This window comes from Serratia sp. CY55921, assembly GCF_052167655.1.
In the GTDB taxonomy this organism is placed as follows: Bacteria; Pseudomonadota; Gammaproteobacteria; order Enterobacterales; family Enterobacteriaceae; genus Serratia; species Serratia ureilytica.
The window spans coordinates 1,145,610-1,169,429 of record NZ_JBJNMU010000001.1 but is presented as its reverse complement, the minus strand read 5'-3'; the positions used below and the strand labels follow the sequence as shown (position 1 = coordinate 1,169,429).

20 protein-coding genes are annotated in these 23,820 nt (G+C 60.0%); 6 read left to right on the top strand and 14 right to left on the bottom strand.

Annotated features, from left to right (window positions below; genetic code table 11):
* Positions 1–431: 431 nt before the first annotated feature.
* Entirely contained in the window at positions 432–1,052 is a 621-nt protein-coding gene (locus tag ACJ8M3_RS05550) for a helix-turn-helix transcriptional regulator (protein ID WP_042784528.1), read from the bottom strand.
* Positions 1,053–1,564: 512 nt separating this feature from the next.
* Here ACJ8M3_RS05550 and ACJ8M3_RS05545 point away from each other — a divergent pair.
* Together ACJ8M3_RS05545 and ACJ8M3_RS05540 are read left to right on the top strand one after the other, a co-directional pair.
* Positions 1,565–1,912: an antibiotic biosynthesis monooxygenase family protein gene (locus ACJ8M3_RS05545; protein WP_033643118.1), complete on the top strand. Its 348-nt coding sequence runs from the start codon at positions 1,565–1,567 to the stop codon at positions 1,910–1,912.
* Between the two features lie 542 nt (positions 1,913–2,454).
* Positions 2,455–3,729: a Glu/Leu/Phe/Val family dehydrogenase gene (locus ACJ8M3_RS05540; protein WP_033643119.1), complete on the top strand. Its 1,275-nt coding sequence runs from the start codon at positions 2,455–2,457 to the stop codon at positions 3,727–3,729.
* A gap of 39 nt (positions 3,730–3,768) precedes the next feature.
* On the opposite strand, the gene ACJ8M3_RS05535 is transcribed toward ACJ8M3_RS05540, so the two are convergent.
* Positions 3,769–5,307: a long-chain-fatty-acid--CoA ligase gene (locus ACJ8M3_RS05535; RefSeq protein ID WP_089197069.1), complete on the bottom strand. Its 1,539-nt coding sequence runs from the start codon at positions 5,305–5,307 to the stop codon at positions 3,769–3,771.
* A 133-nt stretch (positions 5,308–5,440) separates the two neighbouring features.
* Here ACJ8M3_RS05535 and ACJ8M3_RS05530 point away from each other — a divergent pair, with 133 nt between their 5' ends.
* The gene (locus ACJ8M3_RS05530) at positions 5,441–6,010 is read left to right on the top strand and encodes a DJ-1/PfpI family protein (protein WP_033643121.1); all 570 of its coding nucleotides are present in this window, start codon (positions 5,441–5,443) and stop codon (positions 6,008–6,010) included.
* A gap of 7 nt (positions 6,011–6,017) precedes the next feature.
* On the opposite strand, the gene ACJ8M3_RS05525 is transcribed toward ACJ8M3_RS05530, so the two are convergent.
* The 7 genes from ACJ8M3_RS05525 to ACJ8M3_RS05495 all read right to left on the bottom strand — a co-directional run bounded on the left by ACJ8M3_RS05525 (position 6,018) and on the right by ACJ8M3_RS05495 (position 14,931).
* Entirely contained in the window at positions 6,018–6,371 is a 354-nt protein-coding gene (locus ACJ8M3_RS05525; protein WP_033643122.1) for a DUF1493 family protein, read from the bottom strand.
* 38 nt (positions 6,372–6,409) lie between these two features.
* A complete protein-coding gene (locus tag ACJ8M3_RS05520; protein WP_442514623.1) occupies positions 6,410–7,921 on the bottom strand; it encodes an efflux transporter outer membrane subunit in 1,512 nt (503 codons plus the stop codon).
* A 1-nt stretch (position 7,922) separates the two neighbouring features.
* Positions 7,923–11,060: an efflux RND transporter permease subunit gene (locus ACJ8M3_RS05515; RefSeq protein ID WP_046687068.1), complete on the bottom strand. Its 3,138-nt coding sequence runs from the start codon at positions 11,058–11,060 to the stop codon at positions 7,923–7,925.
* A gap of 1 nt (position 11,061) precedes the next feature.
* Positions 11,062–12,204 (bottom strand): efflux RND transporter periplasmic adaptor subunit, encoded by a 1,143-nt coding sequence (locus ACJ8M3_RS05510; RefSeq protein ID WP_047575160.1) that lies wholly within the window; start codon positions 12,202–12,204, stop codon positions 11,062–11,064.
* 124 nt (positions 12,205–12,328) lie between these two features.
* Positions 12,329–12,991 carry a hypothetical protein gene (locus ACJ8M3_RS05505; RefSeq protein ID WP_127897185.1) on the bottom strand — a complete coding sequence of 221 codons (663 nt, stop codon included), beginning with the start codon at positions 12,989–12,991 and terminating at the stop codon, positions 12,329–12,331.
* Positions 12,992–13,034: 43 nt separating this feature from the next.
* Positions 13,035–13,715, bottom strand: coding sequence for a class I SAM-dependent methyltransferase (locus ACJ8M3_RS05500; protein WP_047575157.1), 681 nt, complete (start codon positions 13,713–13,715; stop codon positions 13,035–13,037).
* 79 nt (positions 13,716–13,794) lie between these two features.
* The gene (locus tag ACJ8M3_RS05495) at positions 13,795–14,931 is read right to left on the bottom strand and encodes an agmatine deiminase family protein (protein WP_089197072.1); all 1,137 of its coding nucleotides are present in this window, start codon (positions 14,929–14,931) and stop codon (positions 13,795–13,797) included.
* 143 nt (positions 14,932–15,074) lie between these two features.
* Here ACJ8M3_RS05495 and ACJ8M3_RS05490 point away from each other — a divergent pair, with 143 nt between their 5' ends.
* Both ACJ8M3_RS05490 and ggt read left to right on the top strand, forming a co-directional pair.
* Positions 15,075–15,938, top strand: a complete 864-nt coding sequence (locus tag ACJ8M3_RS05490; protein ID WP_033650363.1) for a LysR substrate-binding domain-containing protein — start codon at positions 15,075–15,077, stop codon at positions 15,936–15,938.
* A 162-nt stretch (positions 15,939–16,100) separates the two neighbouring features.
* Positions 16,101–17,771: a gamma-glutamyltransferase gene (gene ggt / locus ACJ8M3_RS05485; RefSeq protein WP_046687072.1), complete on the top strand. Its 1,671-nt coding sequence runs from the start codon at positions 16,101–16,103 to the stop codon at positions 17,769–17,771.
* 35 nt (positions 17,772–17,806) lie between these two features.
* Here the strand turns inward: ggt and ACJ8M3_RS05480 are convergent, their stop codons facing one another.
* Together ACJ8M3_RS05480 and ACJ8M3_RS05475 are read right to left on the bottom strand one after the other, a co-directional pair.
* Positions 17,807–18,703 (bottom strand): SDR family oxidoreductase, encoded by an 897-nt coding sequence (locus ACJ8M3_RS05480; protein ID WP_232096191.1) that lies wholly within the window; start codon positions 18,701–18,703, stop codon positions 17,807–17,809.
* A gap of 79 nt (positions 18,704–18,782) precedes the next feature.
* On the bottom strand, positions 18,783–19,181 hold the full coding sequence (locus ACJ8M3_RS05475) for a GlcG/HbpS family heme-binding protein (RefSeq protein ID WP_046687073.1): 399 nt from the start codon (positions 19,179–19,181) through the stop codon (positions 18,783–18,785).
* A gap of 98 nt (positions 19,182–19,279) precedes the next feature.
* Here ACJ8M3_RS05475 and ACJ8M3_RS05470 point away from each other — a divergent pair, with 98 nt between their 5' ends.
* Entirely contained in the window at positions 19,280–20,194 is a 915-nt protein-coding gene (locus ACJ8M3_RS05470) for a LysR substrate-binding domain-containing protein (protein WP_046687074.1), read from the top strand.
* Between the two features lie 25 nt (positions 20,195–20,219).
* Here the strand turns inward: ACJ8M3_RS05470 and ACJ8M3_RS05465 are convergent, their stop codons facing one another.
* The 3 genes from ACJ8M3_RS05465 to ACJ8M3_RS05455 all read right to left on the bottom strand — a co-directional run bounded on the left by ACJ8M3_RS05465 (position 20,220) and on the right by ACJ8M3_RS05455 (position 23,720).
* Entirely contained in the window at positions 20,220–20,990 is a 771-nt protein-coding gene (locus ACJ8M3_RS05465) for a DeoR/GlpR family DNA-binding transcription regulator (protein WP_033643131.1), read from the bottom strand.
* A 113-nt stretch (positions 20,991–21,103) separates the two neighbouring features.
* Positions 21,104–22,327: an FAD-dependent oxidoreductase gene (locus ACJ8M3_RS05460; RefSeq protein WP_033643132.1), complete on the bottom strand. Its 1,224-nt coding sequence runs from the start codon at positions 22,325–22,327 to the stop codon at positions 21,104–21,106.
* Complete coding sequence (locus tag ACJ8M3_RS05455; protein ID WP_442514622.1) at positions 22,317–23,720, bottom strand: NAD(P)/FAD-dependent oxidoreductase; 1,404 nt, start codon at positions 23,718–23,720, stop codon at positions 22,317–22,319. Before ACJ8M3_RS05455 ends, ACJ8M3_RS05460 begins: the two co-directional genes overlap by 11 nt.
* Between the last annotated feature and the right edge of the window lie 100 nt (positions 23,721–23,820).

Below are 23,820 nucleotides of genomic sequence, written 5' to 3'. Positions count from 1 at the left end.
GGCGCCCAACACCGCGCTCATCTCCAACTTCTCTACCACAACCTCATCAGCGGCAGATTTCCCAGTAGCTGCCAGCTCAGGTGTTGACCTTGAGCGCGCATCACTGGCTGCCGAGCAAGACGGCGTTGTCAGGGGCAACCGGCCAGGGAAGGCCGGTTGAGGCGAGACTAACAGGGACGTTTGTCGCAGCCGACCCGCCCGACAACGCAGACACGGCGAGGGTATCCGCGTAGCGGACAGACGGTGTTAAGCGAAGGCGCGGGTGGAGGGGCCGCGCCTTCGGCCCCTCCAATTGCCGTTCATTGTGGTAACAGAGAAATTCGGGGTATTTACGGCAATTTTTCCTGCACGGCGCTGACAGAGACCGGATAAAAAATGCCAGTCAGGTTTACGGCCATCGCCGCCCCTTTCTTCCACCTTTCCCGCCGCGTTTACTCTTGCTTCAATTCCCGCAGATGCTTGTACACCGTGGCGCGCCCCATCGACAGCACGTTGGCGATATAGTCCGCCGCGCTTTTGGCCTTGAACGCCCCCTGATGATAGAGATCGCTGACCAGCCGCCGTTTCTGTTCGCGGCTCAGCGCGCCGAGCGCAGCGTTCTCGCGCCGCAGCCAGTCATGCAGGAAGGTATTGATCTTCTCTTGCCAGTCGTCTTTGAACAGCTGTTGCGGCTGCGGCTGCAATCGCGTGACCGACAGGAACATATCCAGCGCGTTGCGGGCGTCCTCGAACATCGCGGTGCTCAGGTTGATGCACAGCAGATAGCTGGGGTTGCCCTGCTCGTCGCGCGCGGCGATGCTCACCGAGCGCATCTTTTTGCCGTCCCAGTTCAGCTTTTCGTAGGGGCCGGTCACGTTGGCGCCGCCATCAAACGTGAAATCTTCCAGCCCCGCGTCGTCGCCCGGTTTGCGCTTCGACAGGTTGTTCGCCAGGTAAGCTATCTTGTTGGCGGCCAAATCGTGGATCACCACTTCCGCATTCGGGAAAAACAGGGCCGCGATGCCGTCGGCGACCGACCGCAACAGTTCAAGTTGAGAAGAAGAATTCGCCACGCTGGGGTGTCTCCGTATAGCCCGGTTTGGTTTGTTGTTCAGCCGCTTAGCATACCGCAGTTGCCGCCGCTTGCCGAGCGGATGGCGTTGGTTCCCCCCTCACTACCGGCTGCGCCGCAAGTGACCTTTTATCCCGACGGGGGGCATGATTGGCCATTGCCGGTCGCCGGCGAAATAACGCACGCCCCTTCAAAGTGGAAAAGGAAATAGGTTAACCACGCCGTTCACCTACCGTTTTTTATTTAAAAACCGCCCCCCTTGCCAATGACATTAATAACCGCACCACCGTTATTGAATTATTGCCTCAGGCCGTTGGTGAGTTGATTAGCAAACTCCCTTATGCAAGAAAAATCTCATACAAATCATCATGTTTTGCATAAAGCAAAGCGCCAATTCAGATTATTCCTAATTATTTATTTCAGACATCAGGAATAAATTTAACCTGCAGTACTGCAATAAGGATGCAGCTTAATTTGAGTTGTATAAGCAATTTAATTTAAAGGACTTTTATTATGAATTATGAATCCAAGGCGGACTGTTCCGCCAACAGCTACATTATTGAAATTTCAAGTTTTAAACTGCCGGCCTCACTCAGCCCTGAAGCGTTTGCCGTATTGGACAAGCGCGTTGAAGAGGAATTTATCTCGAACCAAAACGGGTTTATTTCGCGTGACTCGGGCATCAGCGTAGACAATGAGCCTCGCTGGGTGAACATTGTAAAATGGGAGACGCTGTTGGATGCGGATGAAAACATCTACCAATTTACGCAAGCTTCCGCGCCGGCGTCCGTCAAAGAATATCTGGCGAGTATCGGCGCTGAACCGGTGGAATTACAACGCTATCAGCATACCGGCGCCTAATGCGTATCGGATGACCACGCCACCGCGGCGCGGTCTTCTTTAAACGCTGATTCGCCAAACCAGAACGGGTGGCCGGCCGCTCGCGGTCACCCGTCCGTTTCAGGTGAACACGCTTTTCAGCCCACTCTTCTGCCGCAATACAGTAAAACAGCCCCGAATCATGCTTCTCGCTGCCAAGGCAAAACGCGGCGGCAGACGGCGTTTTAACAGGATTTTAACGCTGCCGAGGGGAAACGCCATTGTCAACATAGCAGTTAAATAAAATGAAACTTTTTGATCACATTCAAGCTTCTGAAAAATAGATATAAAGGGTTTTTATGCGTTTTATATGCATAAAGTATGCATGCGCCCGCTAACGACCGGCGAAAAGTAATTAACTATTCATTTACCGCCCTGCAGGCGGCGAAAAACCGTCCGCTGGCCCGATGAGCGGGGGGCTAACAACCGGCATAATTAGTGGTAAATTTAGCGGCGCAAAGTGTTATGCGCTTGCTAATCCACGGTTAAACGAAATAAATACCTCTAAAATATAAAGGTTGGTTATGGAAAAGCTATCCTACGCTTCAGACAGCAGCACCACCGCTTGGGCTACATATCTGCAACAAATCGATCGCGTCGCCCCTTACCTCGGCGACCTCTCACGCTGGGTTGATACGCTGCGTCACCCTAAACGCGCTTTGATTGTCGATATCCCGCTGCAGATGGACGATGGCACCATCCGTCACTTCGAAGGCTTCCGCGTACAGCACAACCTGTCGCGCGGGCCGGGTAAAGGCGGTATCCGCTTCCACCCTGACGTCGATCTGAACGAAGTGATGGCCCTGTCCGCCTGGATGACCATCAAGTGCGCCGCGGTCAACCTGCCGTACGGCGGTGCCAAGGGCGGCATCCGCGTCGATCCGTTCAAACTGTCTGAAGGTGAACTGGAGCGACTGACCCGCCGCTACACCAGCGAAATCGGCTTCATCATCGGGCCACAGAAAGACATTCCTGCGCCGGACGTCGGCACCAACGCCAAAGTGATGGCCTGGATGATGGATACCTACTCCATGAACCACGGCACCACCATCACCGGCGTGGTAACCGGTAAGCCAATCCACCTCGGCGGCTCCCTGGGCCGTGAGAAAGCGACTGGCCGCGGCGTGTTCGTCACCGGCAGCGAAGTGGCCAAGCGTCTGGGCGTGCAGATCGAAGGCGCCAAAGTGGCGGTGCAAGGCTTCGGTAACGTGGGCAGCGAAGCGGCTCGCCTGTTCGTCGGCGTCGGCGCTCGCGTCGTCACCATCCAGGACCACTCCGCAACCCTGTTCAACGCCAACGGCATCGATCTGGCCGCGCTGACCGAATACCAGGCCAAGCACAAGCAGATCGCCGGTTTCCCAGGCGCCAGCGAGATCGAAAGCGAAGCGTTCTGGTCGGTTGACATGGACATCCTGATCCCTGCGGCGCTGGAAGGCCAGATCACCCGTCAGCGCGCCGAAATCCTCAGTGCCAAGCTGGTGCTGGAAGGGGCTAACGGCCCAACCTTCCCAGAAGCGGACGACATTCTGCGTTCCCGTAACATCACCGTGGTTCCGGACGTTATCTGTAACGCCGGCGGCGTAACGGTCAGTTACTTCGAGTGGGTGCAGGACATGGCGAGTTACTTCTGGAGCGAGTCCGAGATCAACGAGCGTATGGACAAGATCATGACCGACGCGATGGTCCACGTCTGGAACAAGGCCGCAGAGAAAGAGTGCAGCCTGCGCACCGCCGCTTATATCGTGGCTTGCGAGCGCATCCTGACCGCACGTAAAGAGCGTGGCATCTACCCAGGTTGATGCCCGTTTCCCGGCCTGCCCCGGCAGGCCGGATTTTCCTCAGCGCAAACAGCGTTTCAACACCTTACCGGTACTGGTCATCGGCAAGCGTTCGACAAACTCGACGATACGCGGATACTTGAACGCCGCCAGCCTCTCCCGGCTCCAGGCGATCAGCGCCTCTTCCTCGATCGGCTCCTCCGTCTCTTTCAACACCACCACCGCTTTGATCTCTTCACCCAGCGAAGGATGCTCGACACCGATCACCGCCACCAACGACACCGCCGGATGGCGAATCAGCGCCTCTTCAATCTCGCGCGGATAGACGTTGAACCCGCCGCGAATGATCATGTCCTTGGCCCGATCGACGATGAAATAGAAGCCGTCGGCATCGCGGCGCGCCAGATCGCCGGTGCGGAACCAGCCGTTTTCCAGCACTTCCGCCGTCGCCTCAGGGCGGTTCAGATAGCCTTTCATGATGTTGTAGCCGCGCACCGCGATCTCTCCCACCTGATCGACACCGTCGATCGGTTGTCCGGTGACGTCGAGCAAGCGAATCTCCACGCCCCAGATCGGTTGGCCGATAGAGCCGGGTTTGGTCACGCGGTGCGGATGGTTAAAGGTGGCGACCGGGCTGGTTTCCGACAGCCCATACCCTTCGAGAATGTTGACGCCGAAGCGGCGCGAGAAATCCTCCAGGATCTGCACCGGCAGGCTGGCCCCGCCGGACACCGCCATACGCAGCGTGCTGCGCAGGCGCTCGATATCCGTATGCTCATCCAGCGCATTCAACAACGCCCAATACATGGTCGGCACGCCGGCAAAAAAGGTAATGCCGTGCCGCTGCATCAGCGCGATGGCCTGCGCGGCGTCGAAGCGTTCGACCAGCACCAGGGTGGCGGCGGCGGAAAATCCGGCATTCATCTGCACCGTCGAACCAAACGTGTGGAACAGCGGCAACGTCACCAGATGGCGATCGGGATCCGTTTCCGAGCCGTCGAACAGCCTCACCGATCCCAGCGCGTTAAGCACCAGGTTGGCGTGGGTCAACTCAGCCCCTTTGGCCCGGCCGGTGGTGCCGCTGGTATACAGCACCACCGCCGTGTCGCTTTCGAGCGTCGCGGCCGAAGCGAACTCGGTGGCCTGTGCGGCTATCGCCGTGCTGAAACGTTCGCCTTCGAGCGGCAGCCGATCGCCGATGATAAACACCTCACGGCATTGCTCCGCCTTCGCCGCCGCCCGCAGCGCCTCTTCCCCCAACGGCAGGCCGCTGCTGCCCTCGAAACAGAACAGCGCCACCGCCGCCGAGTCCGCCAGGTAATAGTCGAACTCTGCGCTCTTAAGCAGAATATTGAGCGGCACCACCACCGCGCCGCTTTTGAGAATGCCGTAATAGATAGCCGGAAACTCCGGCCGGTTTGTGCAGGCCAGCGCCACCCGTTCACCGGGCCGCACGCCGCGCGCGACCAACAAATTCGCCACCCGGTTGGCCATTTCATTCAGCGCCCGATAGCTGAGCAGTATATCGTCCTGTATCACCGCCGGCCGTTCCGGCCAGGTGCGCGCACTTTCTTCAAGCAAGGTAGCCAGATTCAGCATCGGGGATCCTCCCTGGGTTGAGCGGCGAGAAAGCGCCGCAGTATCACGAGTATAGATAGGCGCTTTACGGTTCGCATTCCCAGGGGCGCTGGGCTATACCTTAGGCATTCCCCCTCCTGCTGGAGTTGTGATCATGAGCAAGAAAAAAATCCTGATGCTGGTCGGCGACTACGCCGAAGATTACGAAACCATGGTGCCGTTTCAGGCATTGCAAATGCTTGGCCATTGGGTGGATGCCGTGTGCCCCGACAAAGCCGTCGGCGACTACATCCAGACCGCGATCCACGACTTTGACGGCGCGCAGACCTACAGCGAGAAACCCGGTCATCGTTTTACCCTGAACGCCGACTTTGCCGCCGCCAAAGAAGAACACTATGACGCGCTGTTGATCCCCGGCGGTCGGGCGCCCGAATACCTGCGCCTGAATCCCGACGTGATCGCGCTGGTGCAGGCGTTCGACGCCGCCAAAAAACCGATCGCTGCCGTTTGCCACGGCCCGCAGCTGCTGGCGGCGGCTGGGGTGTTGAAGGGCCGCACCTGCAGCGCCTACCCGGCTTGCGCCCCGGAGGTGCGGCTCGGCGGCGGCCACTATGCGGAGATCGGCATCGATCAGGCGCATGTCGACGGCAACCTGGTCACCGCCCCGGCCTGGCCGGCGCATCCGCAGTGGCTGGCGAAGTTCGCCGAGCTGCTGGAGCAGTAACCTGGCGCTAGCGCAATTGCTCGATAAGAAAATGGATGTCGTACAGCCAGCGTTTGGCGCGCGCCGAGCGCACCAGCATCGATACGCACAGCGGCCGGGTGTGTTCTTTACAGGCGGAGGGGGAAAACCAGCGCCCGGTATTGCTCGGCGGCTGGAAATACAGCTCGTGGTTGTAATTGCTGCTGTCGACGCCGAAGGTATCGAAGTAGCGGCGCATCAGCGTGTTGGAGTCGCTGAACGACAGGTTGAGCGCGGTGTTAATCTCGGTTTCCGGGGTGATGACCGCCCCCTTCTTCTGCCGCCCTGGTGCGTTGAATGCGGCGATAAGCGCGATGACCTGTTGCTGAATGTCTTCTGCCATGACGACCTCGAGCCGATATGAAGAAAAGGTGAATGCAATTATCTGTCTGACTCTGCCCGCCGCGGCGAGTTCGGGCCGCCGCGCGGGTTTTCCGTTTCTTTACACTTTCCATAAGTAAACCGCGCGCCGCCCAACTCGCGGCGTGCGCGGTCGACGATTAGCGGCTGAGCGCCGCCCAACACTTTATACAGGGTCGCCTGATTGTCGTACGCGGTCTGCTGTGCGGCGATCAGCGACTGCTGCGCCGTATACAGCGTGCGCTGCGCGTCCAGCAGCGTCAGGTAGCTGTCCACGCCCTGGCGGTAACGCAGTTCGGCCAAGCGATAATATTGCTGCGCCGCCGCCACATAGCCGGTCTGTGCCGCCAGCTGTTCCTGCAGCGTGGCTTTGCGCGCCAGCGCGTCGGCGGTTTCCTGAAATGCCGTCTGCACCGCTTTCTCATAGGTGGCGACATACAGGTCTTTCTGCGCCTGGGTGTAGTTGAGCTGAGCCGTGTTGTAGCCGCCGCTGAAGATCGGCAGGCTGATGCTCGGGGCGAACGACCAGACGCCGGCGCCGTGGCTGAACAGCGACGAGAGTTCACCGCTGCCCACGCCGCCGCTGGCGGTCAGGCTGATCGACGGGAAGAATGCCGCACGCGCCGAGCCGATGTTGGCATTGGCGGATTTGAGGTTATGCTCGGCCTGCAGCACATCCGGCCGCGTCAGCAGCACCTGCGAAGACACCCCGGCCGGCAGATTGCGCATGATTTCGCCGAGCGCATCGATACCGCCGGGCAGCAGGTTTTCCGGCACGCTTTGCCCCACCGCCAAATCCAGCGCGTTTTTCGCCTGCGCGGCGAGGGTGGCGTAGCTGGCGGCGTCCGAACGCGCCTGTTGATAAACGGTTTCCGCCGATGCCACGTCGACCAGCGACGAAATGCCGTGCTGTTGATTGTTGCGCGTCACGTCCAGCGAACGTTTGGCGCTTTCCATCGTCTGCTGCGCCACCGCCAGATTGCTGCGCTCGGCCGCCACCGCCACCCAGTCGGTGACGATATCGGCGATCAGCGTCAGACGGGTGCTTTTCGCCGCTTCCGAGTTGGCCAGATAGGTTTCGAACGCCGCCCGCGACAGGCTGGCGTTCTTGCCGAACAGATCCAGCTCGAACGCGCTGACGCCGCCCTGCGCTTCGTAGCTCTGGCTGATGGCGGTGGCATTGCCGTTGCCGCTCAGCGAACGCCCGCGGCTGCCGTCGGCGGTGGCGTTGATCGTCGGGAACAGCGCCGAGCGCTGCTCACCGTACAGGGCGCGCGCCGAGGCGATATTGGCGATCGCCTCACGCAGATCGCGGCTGCTGTTCAGCCCCATCGCCACCACCTGCCGCAGCCTGGCGTCCTGCACATAGTCGCGCCAGGCGACGTCCGGGTAGCTCAACGCCTGCTTGCCGGCGGCCTCGCCCTGCGGCAGGTTGGCGGGCACCGGCGCCGCCGGGCGCTGGTAGTGCGGATCCAGCGACAGACACCCGCTCAGCAGCAGCGGTAAAGTTAACATCATGACTCGTTGCAACACGTTATTCTCCTGCCTGCGACGGCGAGTTGGCGGGCCGACGGGTAAACATGCGGCGCACCAACACATAAAACAGCGGTACGAAAAAGATCGCCAAGGCGGTGGCGGTGATCGTGCCGCCGATAATGCCGGTGCCGATGGCAATTCGGCTGTTGGCGCCGGCGCCGCTGGATACCGCCAGCGGCAGCACCCCGGCGGTGAACGCCAGCGAGGTCATCAGGATCGGCCGCAGGCGCATGCGCGCCGCGTGGACCGCCGCGCCAATCAGCGTTTCCCCCCGCTGGTGCATCTCCTCGGCGAACTCGACGATCAAAATGGCATTCTTTGCCGACAGCCCGATGATGGTGAGCAGCGCCACCTGGAAGTAGATGTCGTTTTCCAGCCCGCGCAGCGTGATCGCCAGCAGTGAGCCCACCACGCCCATCGGCACCACCAACATCACCGCGAATGGAATCGACCAGCTCTCATACAGCGCCGCCAGGCACAGGAACACCACGATGAGCGAAATGGCGTACAGCGACGACGCCTGGCCGCTGGTCAGCCGTTCCTGATAGGACAGCCCGCTCCAGGAGTAGCTGCTGCCGGCGGAGTATTTCGCCGCCAGTTTCTCCATCTCGCTCATTGCCGTACCGGAACTGACACCGGCGGCGCCCTGCCCGGTGATCTCGAACGACGACAGCCCGTTATAGCGCGACAGGTTTTCCGGGCCGTAGATCCAGTGCGAAGACGCAAAGGCGGAGAACGGCGTCATGCTGCTGTCGCCCGCCGCGTTGGTGCCGCGCACAAACCATTTGTCGAGATCTTCCGGCTTGGCGCGGTACTCTACGTCGCCCTGCATATAGACCTTTTTCACTCGGTTGCGGTCGATAAAGTCGTTGATGTAGGTGCTGCCGAACGCGCTGCTGAGGGTGCTGTTGACGTCCGCGGCGCTCAGACCGAGCGCCTGCAGCTTGCCGTTGTCGATCTCCACCTGCAGCTGCGGGGTGTCCGGCAAGGTGTTGGCGCGCACTGCCAGCAATGCCGGATTGTTGCCGGCGGCGGCGACGATCTGGTCGCGCATCGCCTGCAGCTCGGCGCGGGTGGTCGCCCCTTTGGCCTGCAGCTCGAAGGTAAAGCCGTCGGACTGGCCAAAGCCGTCGATCGCCGGCGGGCTCATGGAGAAGACCTGGGCGTCGCGCAGCGAGGCGAAGTGCGCCATGGCGCGTTTGGCGATGGCGTCGGCGGTGTTTTCGCTGCCGCTGCGTTGGCTCCAGTCCTTGAGGCTGACGAACGCCATGCCGGCGTTTTGCCCGCTGCCGCTGAAGCCGAAACCGTTGATGGTGAAAATGGTGCTGACGTTGGCCTTTTCCTGGTCGAGGAAATAGGCGGTCACCGCCTCGCTCACCGCCGAGGTGCGCGCGTTGGTGGCACCGGCCGGTAAGGTGTACTGCACCATCACCGTGCCCTGATCCTCGTTGGGCAGAAAGCCGGTCGGCAAGCGTAGATACATCACGGCCGCGGCAATCAACAGCAGGCCGTACAGCAGCAGATAACGCGTCGGCCGGTGGATCACTGCGCCGACTTTGTCGGCGTACTTCTCCTGCAGCCGGTCATAGCCGCGGTTGAATTTGCCCAGCAAGCCTTTGTCGGTCTGCGCATCGTGCGCCGGTTTCAGCAACGTGGCGCACAAGGCCGGCGCCAGCGTCAACGCCAGCACCACCGACAACACCATCGAGGAGACGACGGTGATCGAGAATTGACGGTAGATCACCCCGGTGGAGCCGCCGAAGAACGCCATCGGCAGAAACACCGCCGACAGCACCAGCGCGATGCCGACCAGCGCGCCGGTGATTTCGCGCATCGATTTCTCCGTCGCCTCGCGCGGCGGCAGCTTATCCTCCCGCATCACGCGTTCGACGTTTTCCACCACCACGATGGCATCGTCCACCAATAGCCCGATCGCCAACACCATGCCGAACAGCGTCAGGGTATTGATCGAATAGCCGAACGCCGCCAACACGCCGAAGGTGCCCAGCAACACCACCGGCACGGTGATGGTCGGGATCAGCGTGGTGCGCAGGTTTTGCAGGAACACGAACATCACCACCACCACTAACGCCACCGCTTCAAACAGCGTTTTCACCACCTCTTCGATCGAGATGTTGATGAAGTCGGTGCTGTCTTTCGGGTAGGCCACCTTGTAGCCCTGCGGCATGGCGCTTTGGTATTCCGCCACCTTTGCCTTTACCAGCTTGGCGGTGCTCAGGGCGTTGGCGCCCGCCGCCAGCTTGACCGCGATCCCCGCCGCCGGGTGGCCGTTGAGGTGCGCGCTGGCGGAGTAGTCTTCGTTGCCCAGCTCAACCCGTGCCACGTCGCCCAGCCGCACCAGCGCCCCGCTGCTGTCGCTTTTCAGGATGATATTGCGGAACTGTTCCGGCGTTTGCAGCCGCGACTGCGCCTTCACCGTGGCGGTCAGCTGCTGGTCGGCGGCGGCCGGCAGATCGCCTATCTTGCCGGCGGACACCTGGGTGTTTTGCGCCTCGATCGCCGTCTGCACGTCGGAAGGCATCAGCGAAAAGCTCGCCAGTTTGGTCGGATCCAGCCAGATGCGCATCGCGTATTCCGAGCCGAACACCTGCACGTCCCCGACGCCCTCGATGCGCGACAGCGGATCCTGCAGGTTGCTGACCAGATAGTCGGAGATATCGGCCATCGTCGCCTTGTCGCTTTCGTCATACAGCCCGACGATCAGCAGAAAGCTGCTCTGGGATTTTTTGACCGTCACGCCCTGCGCGGTAACGGCGCTCGGCAGACGACTTTCCGCCTGCTGCACCTTGTTTTGCACCTGCACCTGAGCGATATCCGGATCGGTGCCCTGCTCAAAGGTGACGTTGATGCTGACCGAGCCGCTGGCGCTGCTGGTCGACGAGAAATACAGCAGGCCGTCCAGGCCGGTGAGCTGCTGCTCAATCACCTGGGTGACGCTGTTTTCCAGCGTTTCCGCGTCCGCGCCCGGGTAGGTGGCGGAGATGGCGATCTGCGGCGGTGAGACGTCCGGGTACTGCGAGACGGGCAATGAATTGATCGACATCAGACCGCACAGCATGATGATGATGGCGATCACCCAGGCGAATACCGGACGCCGGATAAAGAACTGCGCCATATCATTGCTCCCCGCGTTGGGTTTTGTCGACCGAGACGTCTACCGGCTTCACCGCGGCGCCGATCGTCACCTTGCTGGTGCCTTCGACGATCAGGCGATCGCCGTCGTTCAGCCCGCTGTCGATCAGCCAGTTGCTGCCCACCACCCGTTCGGCGCTGACGGTGCGTTGCGCCACTTTGTTTTGCTCGTTTACCACCAACGCGGTGGCTTCCCCTTTGGCGTTGCGGGTGATGCCCTGCTGCGGCGCCAGGATGGCTTTGGGATCGACGCCGTTATCCACCGTGGCGTGGACGTACATGCCGGGTAACAGCTCATGTTCGGGGTTGGGGAACACCGCGCGCAGCGTGACCGAACCGGTGGCCTCATCCACCGCCACCTCGCTCAACTCCAGCTTGCCGGCGTGGGCATAAGGCGTGCCGTCCTCCAGCTTGATGGCGACCGGCGTGACCGCACCGCGCTGCAAAGCGGCCTGCTGACGGCGCAGTTTAAGCAACTGGGCGCTGGACTGGGTCAGATCGACATAGATCGGATCCAACGCACGGATGGTGGCCAACGCATCAGTCTGGCCGGCGGTGACCAGCGCGCCCGGCGTCACCGACGAAATGCCGATGCGGCCGGCGATCGGCGCCCGCACCTGGGTATAGGCGAGATTGATGCGCGCCGTTTCCAGCGCCGCCTGATACTGCGCCACCGACGCCACGGCCTGCAGATACGCGGCTTTGGCGTCGTCTGCGTCCTGTTTGGAAACGCCGTTCTCTTTCACCAGCGCCGCATAGCGCTGCGATTTGAGCCGGGTGGATTGCACCGTGGCCTGAGCGTTTTTCAGCTGGGCGGCGGCCTGATCGTAGCTGGCCTGATAGCTGGCGGGGTCAATTTGATACAAGACCTGCCCGGCTTTCACCTCGGCCCCTTCGGTAAACAGCCGCTGCTTGATGATGCCGTCGACCTGCGGCCGCACGTCGGAGGTCATGGTGGCGTTAACCCGGCCGGTCAACTCGCTGCTCAGGGTTACAGACTGGCCGCGCAGCGTGACGACGCCGACCTCCCGTTCACCGCCTGCGCCCGTCGGCGCGCCGGCGTTTTGCCCATCGCAGGCGGCCAGCGACAGCGAAAGCCCCAGCGCCAAAAGCGTTTTCCTCTGCATTGCAATACGATCCTATTGAGAATGACTATTCTCAATATATCGAATGCCGGAATGCGCTTCTGAAAGGGTTGCGTAAGGATTGCGTAAAATCTTTTCGAAGCGGTAAACGGTGGCGCAATCTCGTTCAGCGTGGTTTCAGCACATTGGCGCAGCGGTTTTTAGCCAATGCAATAAAGCGTTCCACTTCAGCCGGGGGCGGCGCCGCTTCAGTTGTATCAGGCTCTTGCTCCCGATGAGCATCGCTCGCCGGCTGCTTGCAGCGATAAACCAGGCCATACAGGGGATGGCGCCCATCGTCGGTTTGATAATAATTGGCCACGCGGGCGAACGAATAGTAATAATAAGGCGTTGAATGTTCTTCGCCCCGATAAACGTTTTGCGTGCCGCCATCGTAGAACGTCACGTTGGCGGTCTTTTCCATCAACCGATCCAGGTCGTCGATCACCTGCTCAGTGCAGCGGTTTAATTCACGCCGATCTTGTTCATTCAATTTATCGGCATAGTCGTCGGCGCAGCGGGTGATATAACCTTCATACTGGAGATTGTCGGCGAGCTTAAGTTCGAAATAACGGTATGAGCGCTCGGCGATCTTCACCCCCTCACGCTCCTGAATCAGCTTCGCATCCTGAATAAGGTACACCGCCGCCGGATCCTGATTCTCGAGCGTAAGCATGGCCGCAGTGGCCCCTCCAACAGGCGTCAAGAGCGCCCCCATAAGCAGGGACAACCGTGTGATTAAACGAAAGTCCATTGTTTTAGCGTCTTGGTCCATCATAAATTTCGTCATCTTATCTCGTCAGCGGCGGCGTACCGAGCGCCGCGTGGGATTTTTAGGGTTTAACCAGTCTAAACACCGTTTTGGTGTGCCAATAGTAGTCGATCGCTGCCGAAATAGTCGGCATCCAGCCGTCCGGCTCATAGGGAACGAAGCCGGAAAAACCCAGCCTGCGGGCAGAGACCTGGAACCCCGCGGCGGAGAAAATACGCGCATAATCGTCCAGAGAACGATCCTGCACCACGGTATGCGTCTGTTCAGCCACCCTTTCGCGCCATTGCGGCCACAGCGGGTTGTCGGTGTGGCAACCGGTCACCGCATAATAAACGCCGCCCGGCTTCAGCACCCGCAGCATATCGGCGGCATGCTGCGCGATATCTTCAATCAGGTAGATGACTTCATGACTGAAGGCGATATCGAAGTGGTTCTCATAACCCGTCAACCGCGTGTCGGTCTGATAAACGATCGGCAGGTTTCCTTTCAGGCGGTTGGCTTGTTCGACGGATTGGCGGGCGATATCAACGCCGATCCCCTCACTAAATGGCCGAATTTGATGCAACAGGCGCAAAAAACCGCCCTGATTGCAGCCGAAGTCCAGCACCCTGACGCCGGACAGTTCGCGTTCCGGCACCAGGCTCAGCAGATGCCGCCAGATGGGCGCATGGCCTTCGGCCATGGCCTGCTCTGCGTGCGGATCGCGATACCAGGTGGGAATGCTCAAGGATGAGTCGTTCATTATGGCCTCCTTCTGTTTCCACTCAGCCAACCACAGCCTATGGCGACAAACAACCGCGTGCGCATTTTTTGAACATTCACTAGTCTGGTTTGCCAGGCGCCGGCAGTTGGCTGGTCACGCAGTGAATGCCGCCGCCGCCGGCGGCGATCGCGTCGATCTCCAACTGCACCACCTTGCGCTGCGGATAGAGCGCCGACAGCAGTTCAAACGCCGCCTTGTCCGCCTGCGGGTCGCCAAACTCCGGGGCGATCACCGCGCCGTTGATAACGAAATAGTTGATGTAGCCCGCCGCGAAATCGGGATTGCGGCGGCTGAAACGGCTGTCGCGCGGTGCCCGCGGCGGCGAGAGCGTATGCACCTGCAGCGTGCGGCCGTCGGCGTCGGTCGCCGTCTTGAGGATCGCCAGATGCGTCTGGGTGACCGCATGATCGTAAGAGGCCGGGTCGGTGTCCAGATTGGCCACCACCACGCCCGGCCGCACGAAACGGGCGTAAAAATCGACGTGGGCATCGGTGATGTCTCGGCCTTTAATGCCCGGCAGCCAGATAATTTTACGCAGGCCGAGCATCGCCTTCAGCTCCTGCTCAACCCGATCCCTGCTCCAGCCAGGGTTGCGGTTCGCATTCACCCAACTGCTCTCGGTCATGATGCCGGTGCCGCGCCCATCCACCTCAATGCCGCCGCCTTCGCCTACCAGTGCGCTGCGGCGTGGTTGAGGGACGCCGTATCGCCTGGCGGCAAACCCTGCCAGACGCGCATCCCTGGCATGTTGCTGCTTATCGCCCCAGCCGTTGAAATTGAAATCCACCGCGCCCAGTTCGCCGGCATCATTGACGACGAAATTGGCGCCGATGTCGCGCATCCAGATATCATCCAGCTCGGTGACGACATAGCTGACGTTGTGACTGCCGCAGGTGGCCTCGGCCAATTGCCGTTCACGCTCGCGGCAAAAAACCGTCAACGGCTGAAATTCGGCGATGGCGCGGGCGATACGCCCCTGCGCTGCCCGCACGTCCGCCGTGAAGTCGCCCCAAATCGCGCGCTGCGCGCCGAACGCGATAAACGCCCTCTGCTGCGGTTCCCCTTCATCCGGCAAGCGCCAGGTCGGATTAAGCGCAGCTTTTGCGTGACCGCGTAACGAAATACCCAATGATGCCGTCAAGCCAACGCCGGCCACCGCCGAAAGCTGCTTGATAAAGGTGCGGCGCGTTGACATAAATGCCCTCTTTTAATTAATTTAAATTCAACTGGTTAACCGGTTTTTTCGCTCTCCGGGAATTGAATCTCATGCTAGTCTTCCCCTGCCGCTGCGACAAACGATATATTTAGTGGATATCTGATTAGACAGGCTTATTGATAATGTTAAAACACTGGCCCCCGTTAAGCGCATTGCGCGGTTTTGAAGCGGCGGCGCGTCTGGGCAGTTTTCATCAGGCCGCCGAAGAGCTGCACCTTACCCAGTCGGCGATCAGCCAGCAGATCCGCAGCCTCGAGGCGTTTCTGGAACAGCCGCTGTTTTTCCGCACCGGCCGCAGCGTAACGCTGACCGATGCCGGCCACGATCTGTTCAGCACCGCGCAGGTGATGCTGCAACAATTGGCCGTCGGCATTCGTCGTCTGGACCAATACCGCAAACCCAATCAGTTGATCGTCAACACGACGCCGGCCTTTGCCCGCCACTGGCTGACGCCGCGGCTGGGCGAGTTCAACCAGCGGCATCCGCAGATAGATCTGTGGCTCTTCACCAGCTTCGAGCCACCGGATATGGCGACGGACAGCATCGACTTGGCGATCCGCGACGATCTCAGCGCGCAGGCGGACTGCACCTTTAAGGTTCTCTGCACCGACCGGCTTTATCCCGCCTGCCACCCCAGCCTATTGGCGCTGGCGGCGGAGCAGCGCGTCACGCTGCACGGCGAACGCGAAATGGACTGGAGCCACTGGACGGTGGCGGGCGGCGCGCACGTCGGCCAGCGCGACAGCGGGCTGAATTTCTCCGATCCCGGCCTGCTGCTGGATGCCGCCTGCCAGGGGCTGGGCATCGCGTTGGTCAGTCAGCTGCTGGCGCAGCAAGCGCGTGACGCCGGGTTGCTGCATCCGTTAACCGAGCAACGCGTGCGCGGCGCCAACTGGGCGTGGCTGCTGCATCGCGACAGCGAACACAATCCGCTCGCCCGGCACTTCTGCCAATGGCTGCAATCGACGCTGCCGGCCGACGCATAACGCGCCATATCACGATTTGCTACTCTGGTCAGGCGGCCCCGCCTGGCCGCTGCTACTTTCAATAAAGCGCCGCAACAGCCCGAATAAAACGCGCTAACCCGCTGTTTCAAAAATAATTAGTTGAATTCACCTGATAACTGAACATCGCTAAAAGGATCTTCTATGTCTGCCGGTTTATTGAAAACGATAGCTCTGAGTGTGACCCTGGCCTGCACCGTTCCCGCCGCCTTTGCCGCCGATCTGACCGCCGGCGCGGTCGCCGCTCCGGATCAGTATGGCGCAAAAGTCGCCGCGCACATTCTGCAGGCCGGCGGCAATGCGGTCGATGCGGCGGTCGCCACCGCCTTTACCCTGGCGGTCACCTACCCTGAAGCCGGCAATATCGGCGGCGGCGGCTTTATGACGCTGTACGTCGACGGCAAACCCTATTTCCTCGACTACCGCGAAGTGGCGCCCAAGGCCGCCGGCAAAACTATGTATCTGAACGAGAAAGGCGAAGTGATCGAGAATCTCAGCCTGGTGGGCAGTCGCGCCGCCGGCGTGCCGGGCACCGTGCTGGGGCTGTGGGAAGCCCACAAGCGTTTCGGCAAGCTGCCGTGGGCCGAACTGCTGACGCCGGCGATCGGCTACGCCCGGCAAGGTTTCACCGTGGCGGATCAGCAGTATCAGTACCGCGAAGACGCCAACAAGCTGTTTGCCGGTAAAACCAACTTCGGCGACTATTTCGGCGCCATGAAGCCCGGCACGGTGTTCAAACAGCCGGAGCTGGCCGCCACCCTTGAGCGCATCGCCAAATCGGGCGCCGACGATTTTTATCACGGCGAAACCGCCCGCCTGCTGGTGGCGCAAATGCAGCGCGATAACGGGCTGATCGGCGCGGCGGATTTGGCCGACTATCGGGTGAAATGGCGTGAACCGATGCGCATCAGCTGGCGCGGCAACACCGTGTATACCGCCCCGCTGCCCAGCTCCGGCGGCATCGCGCTGGCGCAGCTGCTGGGGATAAAAGAAGATCGCGCCGCCGACTTCAAGGGCGTGCCGCTGAACTCGGCGCGCTATATCCACCTGCTGGCGGAAATCGAAAAACGCGTGTTCGCCGATCGCGCCGACTACCTCGGCGACCCGGATTTCACTAACGTGCCGGAAGCGCAGCTGATCGCCCCTGACTACCTGCAAAAACGCGCCGCCGAGATCAACCCGACGGCGATCTCGCCGACCGAGCAGGTGCGGCCGGGGCTGGAAAGCCACCAAACCACCCACTTCTCGATCGTCGATGCGGCCGGCAACGCGGTCAGCAACACCTATACGCTCAACTGGGACTTCGGCAGCGGCGTGGTGGTCAAAGGCGCCGGCTTCCTGCTCAACGACGAGATGGACGACTTCAGCGCCAAACCCGGCGTCGCCAACGCCTTTGGCGTGGTGGGCAGCGACGCCAACGCCATCGAGCCGGGCAAACGCATGCTCTCCTCGATGAGCCCGACCATCATCACCCGCGACGGCGACGTCACCCTGGTGATCGGCACGCCGGGCGGATCGCGCATCTTCACCTCGATCTTTCAGGTGATCAACAATCTCTACGATTACCATCTGCCGCTGGCGCAGGCGGTGGCCGCCCAGCGCGTGCACCATCAGCTGTTGCCGAAGGACACCGTCTACTATGACAGCTTTGCGCCGCTGACCGGCAAACCGGCGGACGAGCTGAAGGCCATGGGCTACACCCTCGAAGACCAGGGCTGGAACATGGGGGATATTCAGGTCATACGCGTCGATGGCCGCACGCCGGAAACCGCGTCCGATCCGCGCGGCCGCGGCGTGGGGCTGGTGGTGAATTAAAAAAGAGGCCGGCGATAGCCGGCCCTCATCCCTCATCACTGCTTGCGTGTCCAGCCGTTGCTTTGATCATCCTTCACTACCTGGATGAAAGACTCCGGCAACAGATTGCGGAACAGTCCATCATCTTCTTCAATTACGCTGACCATTTTGTCTACCATTTCCTGCGGATCAAACTGGTCGAAAGGAAATTTCAGCTTGCTGTGATCGATAAAGTTCACCTTTGGGTCATACCATTTCCTGAAGCTTTCCATCATGCGATCGTTGAAACCGGTCAGATAAGGCCCCGGATTCACCGTGGCGACCTTCACCCCAAATTCAGCCAATTCCATGTGGAGAGCCTCGGCGATGGCTTCCAGCGCATGCTTGGAGGCGCAATAAGCGCCAGTGAACGCGCCGGTTAATAGCCCCGCCACCGAAGAGACGAACACGATTTTACCGCTTCTGCGGGCGACCATCCGCTTAATGAAGCCTTGTGTCAGGGCCATACTGGAAAACACATTGGTTTCAAACTGAGAGCGAAGCACGTCAATGGGCATTTCCGCAACCGCGCCGGCTTCGGCGATCCCGGCATTGTTGAACAATACGTCGACGTCCCATTGCCAGGCATATTCACGATCGCGGGGCTCCAGTATATCCAGTTTTTCAACCTGTAACGAAACGCCGTGCTGCCTGGCGAGTTCCAACAGCTGGGTCACTTGCGGCGTAAGTTGCACTCCGGCGATCACATGATGCCCTCGGGCAGCCAGCGCCAGTGAAACGGACTGGCCGAAACCTGATCCCGCGCCCGTAATTAATACTGTTTTCTTTACCATGGAATTATTTCCTCTTTTCATCTTGATACTATTTGCAGCGTCTGTCGTCGTCGGCAATACCGCCGCCGCCGCCAGTGCGCCGCTGCCGATAATAAATTTCCTGCGGGTTATTTCATGCATGCGCCCTCCTTCTGCCGAAGCAGAATGGTTAGCAGTCAATAATGAATGGCGTAATTAATAATGTGTTGTGTCGACGTTTTTATTGCAGACATTTTTCAGCGATATGTGCATCCTCATATGATTTGGCTCCTGAAATACCTATTGCGCCAATAAATTCACCCTCGGATGAATAAATCGGCATCCCGCCGGCGAAAGAAGCCAGCCCCTGATTACTGTGTTCAATAGACCACAGCTCCTGTCCCGAGCCGGAAAGCAGCCCCAAATCGGCGCTGGGAATGCGAAACAACGCCGAGGTTTTGGCTTTTCTTTGGGCCAAATCGATGGCCCCCAGCGGGGTATCGTTCATGCGTACAAAGGCGATCAGGTTGGCACCGGAATCAAAGACGGAAATGCATACTGCCACTCCCAACTGCTGTGCAGTCGCGACCCCGATGGCGATAATTCGCTGGGCATGATCCAACGATAACGAGACTGACATGGCGGAAACCCCATTAATGCGAAAGTGGGGAAAACTATAAAGTTGCGTTAGGATATGAACAATGCCCACTCTTCTGACAACAGTTGTTAGTTTATCTAATGAATAGACAAGACCCACTTAATGGCATTCACCTGTTCCTCACCGTGGTAGAAACCGGCAATTTTTCACGGGCGGCTGCGATGCTGAGCGTGACACCCGCCGCGGTGAGCCAGAGAATTAGCCAGCTTGAAACCGAGCTGGCGGTCAAGCTGTTCCACCGCTCGACCCGCAGCGTCAGCCTCACCGAAGCCGGCGAATGGTTTTATCACAACGTAGCGCCCTTTTATCAACATATACTTAATGCTCGCGAAGGCTTGAATCAGAGCCAGGACATGCCGTCAGGGCATCTGCGCATCACTGCAGTGCAGATGGCGAAGGAATTGCTTAAAGCCCCTTTCCTGGCGGAATTCAATCGTCGCTATCCACAGATATCGCTGGAAATAAATTACGAAGATCATCTGGTGGATATTATTCAGGAACGCATTGATATCGGCATTCGTCTGGCAGACAAATTGCTGCCGGGCATGATCGGTGTGCAAATAACACCGGCTCTGCCATGTGCATTAATCGCTACACCGGAATATATTGCACAATATGGTGCGCCGAATAATATTGGCGAGCTGCAGCAACATCGCTGCATACGCTTTCGCTTTCCCGATCGCGGCGTTTTACATAAATGGTCACTGCGCGATGGCGAAAAAACGCAAGATCTCGATATGCCCGGCATTTTCATTACCGATAATACGGAAGCGATTATTGAGGCGGCCCGCGCCGGAATTGGCATTGCACACGTCTTTTTGCGTCACCGGGTAAAACAGGAGCTTGATGCAGGTTCGTTGGTAGAAATCATGCCCGGGATTTGCCGGCCCCTACCGCCGATGTGGGTATATTATGCCAACAGAAAATACGTGCCGAAAAAAGTCAGGGTGTTCATCGATGAGCTAAAACGCCATTGCCGGACACTGTCCTGGTAAACAGAACCGGCAATGGATGTCGGCACTAGACCTGCGCCACCAACACATTAACGTTGGCGGGGAAAACCAAGCCTTCTAATGCGTTACCGCTGTCGGAGGTCACCAGATAATCGACCTCGGGCCATTTGGCCACCAGCGTCATCGCATGTCCGCGCAGCTTATTTTCGTCGGCCAGCACGATGCACTTGCGGCTCTGGGCAATCATTTTGCGCGCGATGGCCGCTTCATTGACGTTCTGATCCATCACGCCGGTCTGCAGATTGACCGCGCCGGCGCCGATGATGGCGTAGTCGGCGAAAAACGCCTCGATATTATTCAATGCGATCGCGCCCAGGCACGCCATTTTGGAGTCGATGAACTGCCCGCCGATCAGCACCACGTCAATGGAGTCATTTTCCAGACAGACGTTGGCGATAAGCGGCGAGTTGGTGATGACCGTCAGTTGATCGATCGTCGCCAACTGCCGGGCAAACTCCAGCGTGGTGGAGCCGAAATCCACGAACACCGTATCGCCCGGTTGGAGCAGCGTCGCCGCTTTCTCCGCGATGGCGCGCTTCTCGGCCTCGGCGATTTTGGCCCGCTCGTTGAATTCATGCTCGAATTTAAACTGGCTGCTCACCGCGCCGCCGTGGATCTTCTTGATCAGCCGATAGTCTTCCAGCTTGTTCAGGTCGCGCCGAATGGTTTCCTGCGAAACCTGGAATTTATCCGCCAGCTCATTCACGTAAACCCGGCCGTTGGCCTGGATCAGCGCCAGTATTTCATTGCGCCTTTCCACGGAATTAGAGATATCCATTCACATTACACTCGCTGCCTTTAGTAAGAGTGACTGCCTCCGCCGAGACTTGCGGCGTTAACTGACGGAATACTACGGGTTTCAGGGCGTTAGACGCAAGCCGTTGCCGTCGTTCACCCGGCGGATTCTATGCTGATGTGCAGCGCATCACGCTCAGCCTCGGCTGGCAAGACGATATTGCGCAGCAGGATCCGCCGTTCAGGCAGGCAACGATGCGTTTTGCGGTACAGCACTTTCTCCCCCAACCGCACCACCACCGAACCGGACACCGCCTGTTCCACGCGCATATTGATCGTGACCGTGGCGGGATTGCCGATCAGCGCCACACGGGCGGGCGCAGTCAGACGTATCCGTTCGTCGTGCCGCACCGGCAGGATTTGCCGCGCCGGCGGCAGCGTGCGCTGCAGCGAATGGGCAACGGCCTCGCCGACGCGCAGCCCTTCCTGATAACACTGGTCGCCCATGTCCGCCGGGTGCAACATGTTGCCGACGGCGAAATAGGCGGCGTCGGAACAGCGGCCGAACTGATCGGTCAACGGACAGCCGCTGTCCGGCCGCTGCGCCAGGTGGCTCTGGCGGATCAGCGTATACTCCCCGGTGAAGCGGCCGGTGAAGATCAGGCTGTCGCAGGCGATGCGCCGTTTCTCCCCCTGGCGATTTTCCACTTCTATGGATTCAACCCGATCGCGGCCGGCAATATCGGTCACACGTGAATAGTAGTGGATCGGCACTCCCATCAGACGCGCATAGAGCGCGCTCAGACGCCAGGCGACGGGTCTGCCGCCGCTTTCAATCATGGCGACGGCGCGCACGCCGGCGTTACGCAGCGTCCACAGCGCGGAGAAACTGACCAGCTCGGTGCCGATCACCACCGGCGCCTTGCCCGGCTGTAGCCCGCGCAGATAGACGAACTGCTGCAGCGCACCGGCGGTGAGTACGCCCTGCGGCCGCAGCCCGCTCACCAGTCGCGGATGGCGCGGCGTCTCGCGCACGCCGGTCGCCAGGATCACCCGCTGCGCTTTCAAGGTGCTGACGCCGCGGCAGTCCGTGATGGTCAGCTCGCCGTCCGGCTTGATGGCGAGCACCGTCACGCCGGTACGGATCTCCACCTGCCCGGCGCGCGCCAGTATTTTATCGACATAGGTGGATCCCAGCATCGGCCTATAAAACGTTTGCAGCCCAAAGGTGGGGTGCCGACAGTGTCTGGGCACGCCGCCCGCCTGCCGTTCCCGTTCCAGGAGCACCACATCCTCGATCCCCGCTTGCCGCAGCGCGGTCGCCGCCGCGATCCCCGCCGGCCCGGCGCCGACAATCGCCACCTGATACTCAGTTTTCATCAATGCTCCCTACGGCCAGCGTTTGGCCAAAACGATCGCCTACCATTTCCGCCACCCGGCTGCTGCAATAAAACCCGTTGCAGCGCCCCATCATCACGCGCGTGCGGCGCCGCAGCCCGCCGATGCACTCTGGCGGCACGGCGGAATCGAACGCCGCCTCGATCTCCCGCAGGGTCACCAGCTCGCAGTGGCAAACGATGCCGCCGTTGTCCGGGCGCGCGTAATCGCGCAGCGCGTAGTCGGCAAGCATCGGCATTTGCGGCCAATACACGGTCTCCGGCGTTTTTGGCGTGAAGCACGGCGTAAAGTGGTCGCGATAGAGCTGTTCCACATATTGCGCGATGCCCAGCGCCGCCGTCAGGCCGGTGGAGCGAATGCCCGCCACGCAGATCCACTGCCGATCGGGATAGTGCTGAATGCGGTAGTGTTTCTGTTCAGTCGCCGGGCGTAATCCGGCATAGCTGGCGGTGACGCTGTAATTCGCCAGCGTGGGCAGCAATCGCGTCCCCTGTTCGATCAGCTCGCGCATTTTGGTTTCGTCCACCGTCGCCGTCTCGCGATCCTGCTGTTCTTCGGCGGTCGGCCCGAGCAGCAAATTGCCGAAGATGGTTTTCGACAGCAGCACCCCTTTGGTGATCGCCGTCGGCACCGGCAGGATAATGGCGTTGACCTGCCCGGCGGCGGCCTTGTCGAACACCAGGAACTGCCCTTTGCGCGGGCGAATTTCAAACTCGGGCTGATGGCAGAAACTTTCTACCCGGTCGCCCTGATTGCCGGCGCAGTTGATGACGATTTTGCCGTGAAACTCGCCCCGGTTGCTGGTTAGCCGCCAGCCGGTCGGCAAGCGTTCGGCGCCGGTCACCTCGGTATTGAAGCGATAGTCGCCGCCGTGTTTAACGCCCTGCGTCAGGTAAGCCAGCGGCGTGCTCCAGGGATCGATCACGCTCTCCCCCGGCACCTCTACCGCCGCCAACGCGCCGGGCGCCAGCTGCGGCTCACGGCGATACAGCTCGGCGGCGTCGATCTGCGCCACGTCCAGCACGCCGTTGTCGTGCGCCTGTTGCACAATCGCGGGCAGCGCCGCCAACTGCTGCTCGTCCCAGGCCACGACCAGCGCGCCGGTGGGCAACAGCGGCAGATTCATTCGTTCACGGATGGCGATAAATTCCCGGTACCCGGCCTGCATGCAATGCAGTTCCAGGCTGCCGCTGGGCGCATCGAAGCCGGTATGCAGCAGCGCGCTGTTGGCTTTGCTGGCGCCGGACAGGATATCGCCCCCTTTTTCCAACAGCAGCGTACGAGCGCCCATCAGGCAGAATTTGCGGAATACCGCACACCCGACCACACCGCCGCCAATCACGACAATGTCCCAACCCGTTTGTTCTTCCATCATGCTGATGTCCCGTTTTGATGTGATAACCACAATAAAACCACACAATAACCGCATTTGAAATGACAAAAACAACATAACTCCCAAAAAAAAGCCGCAAAAG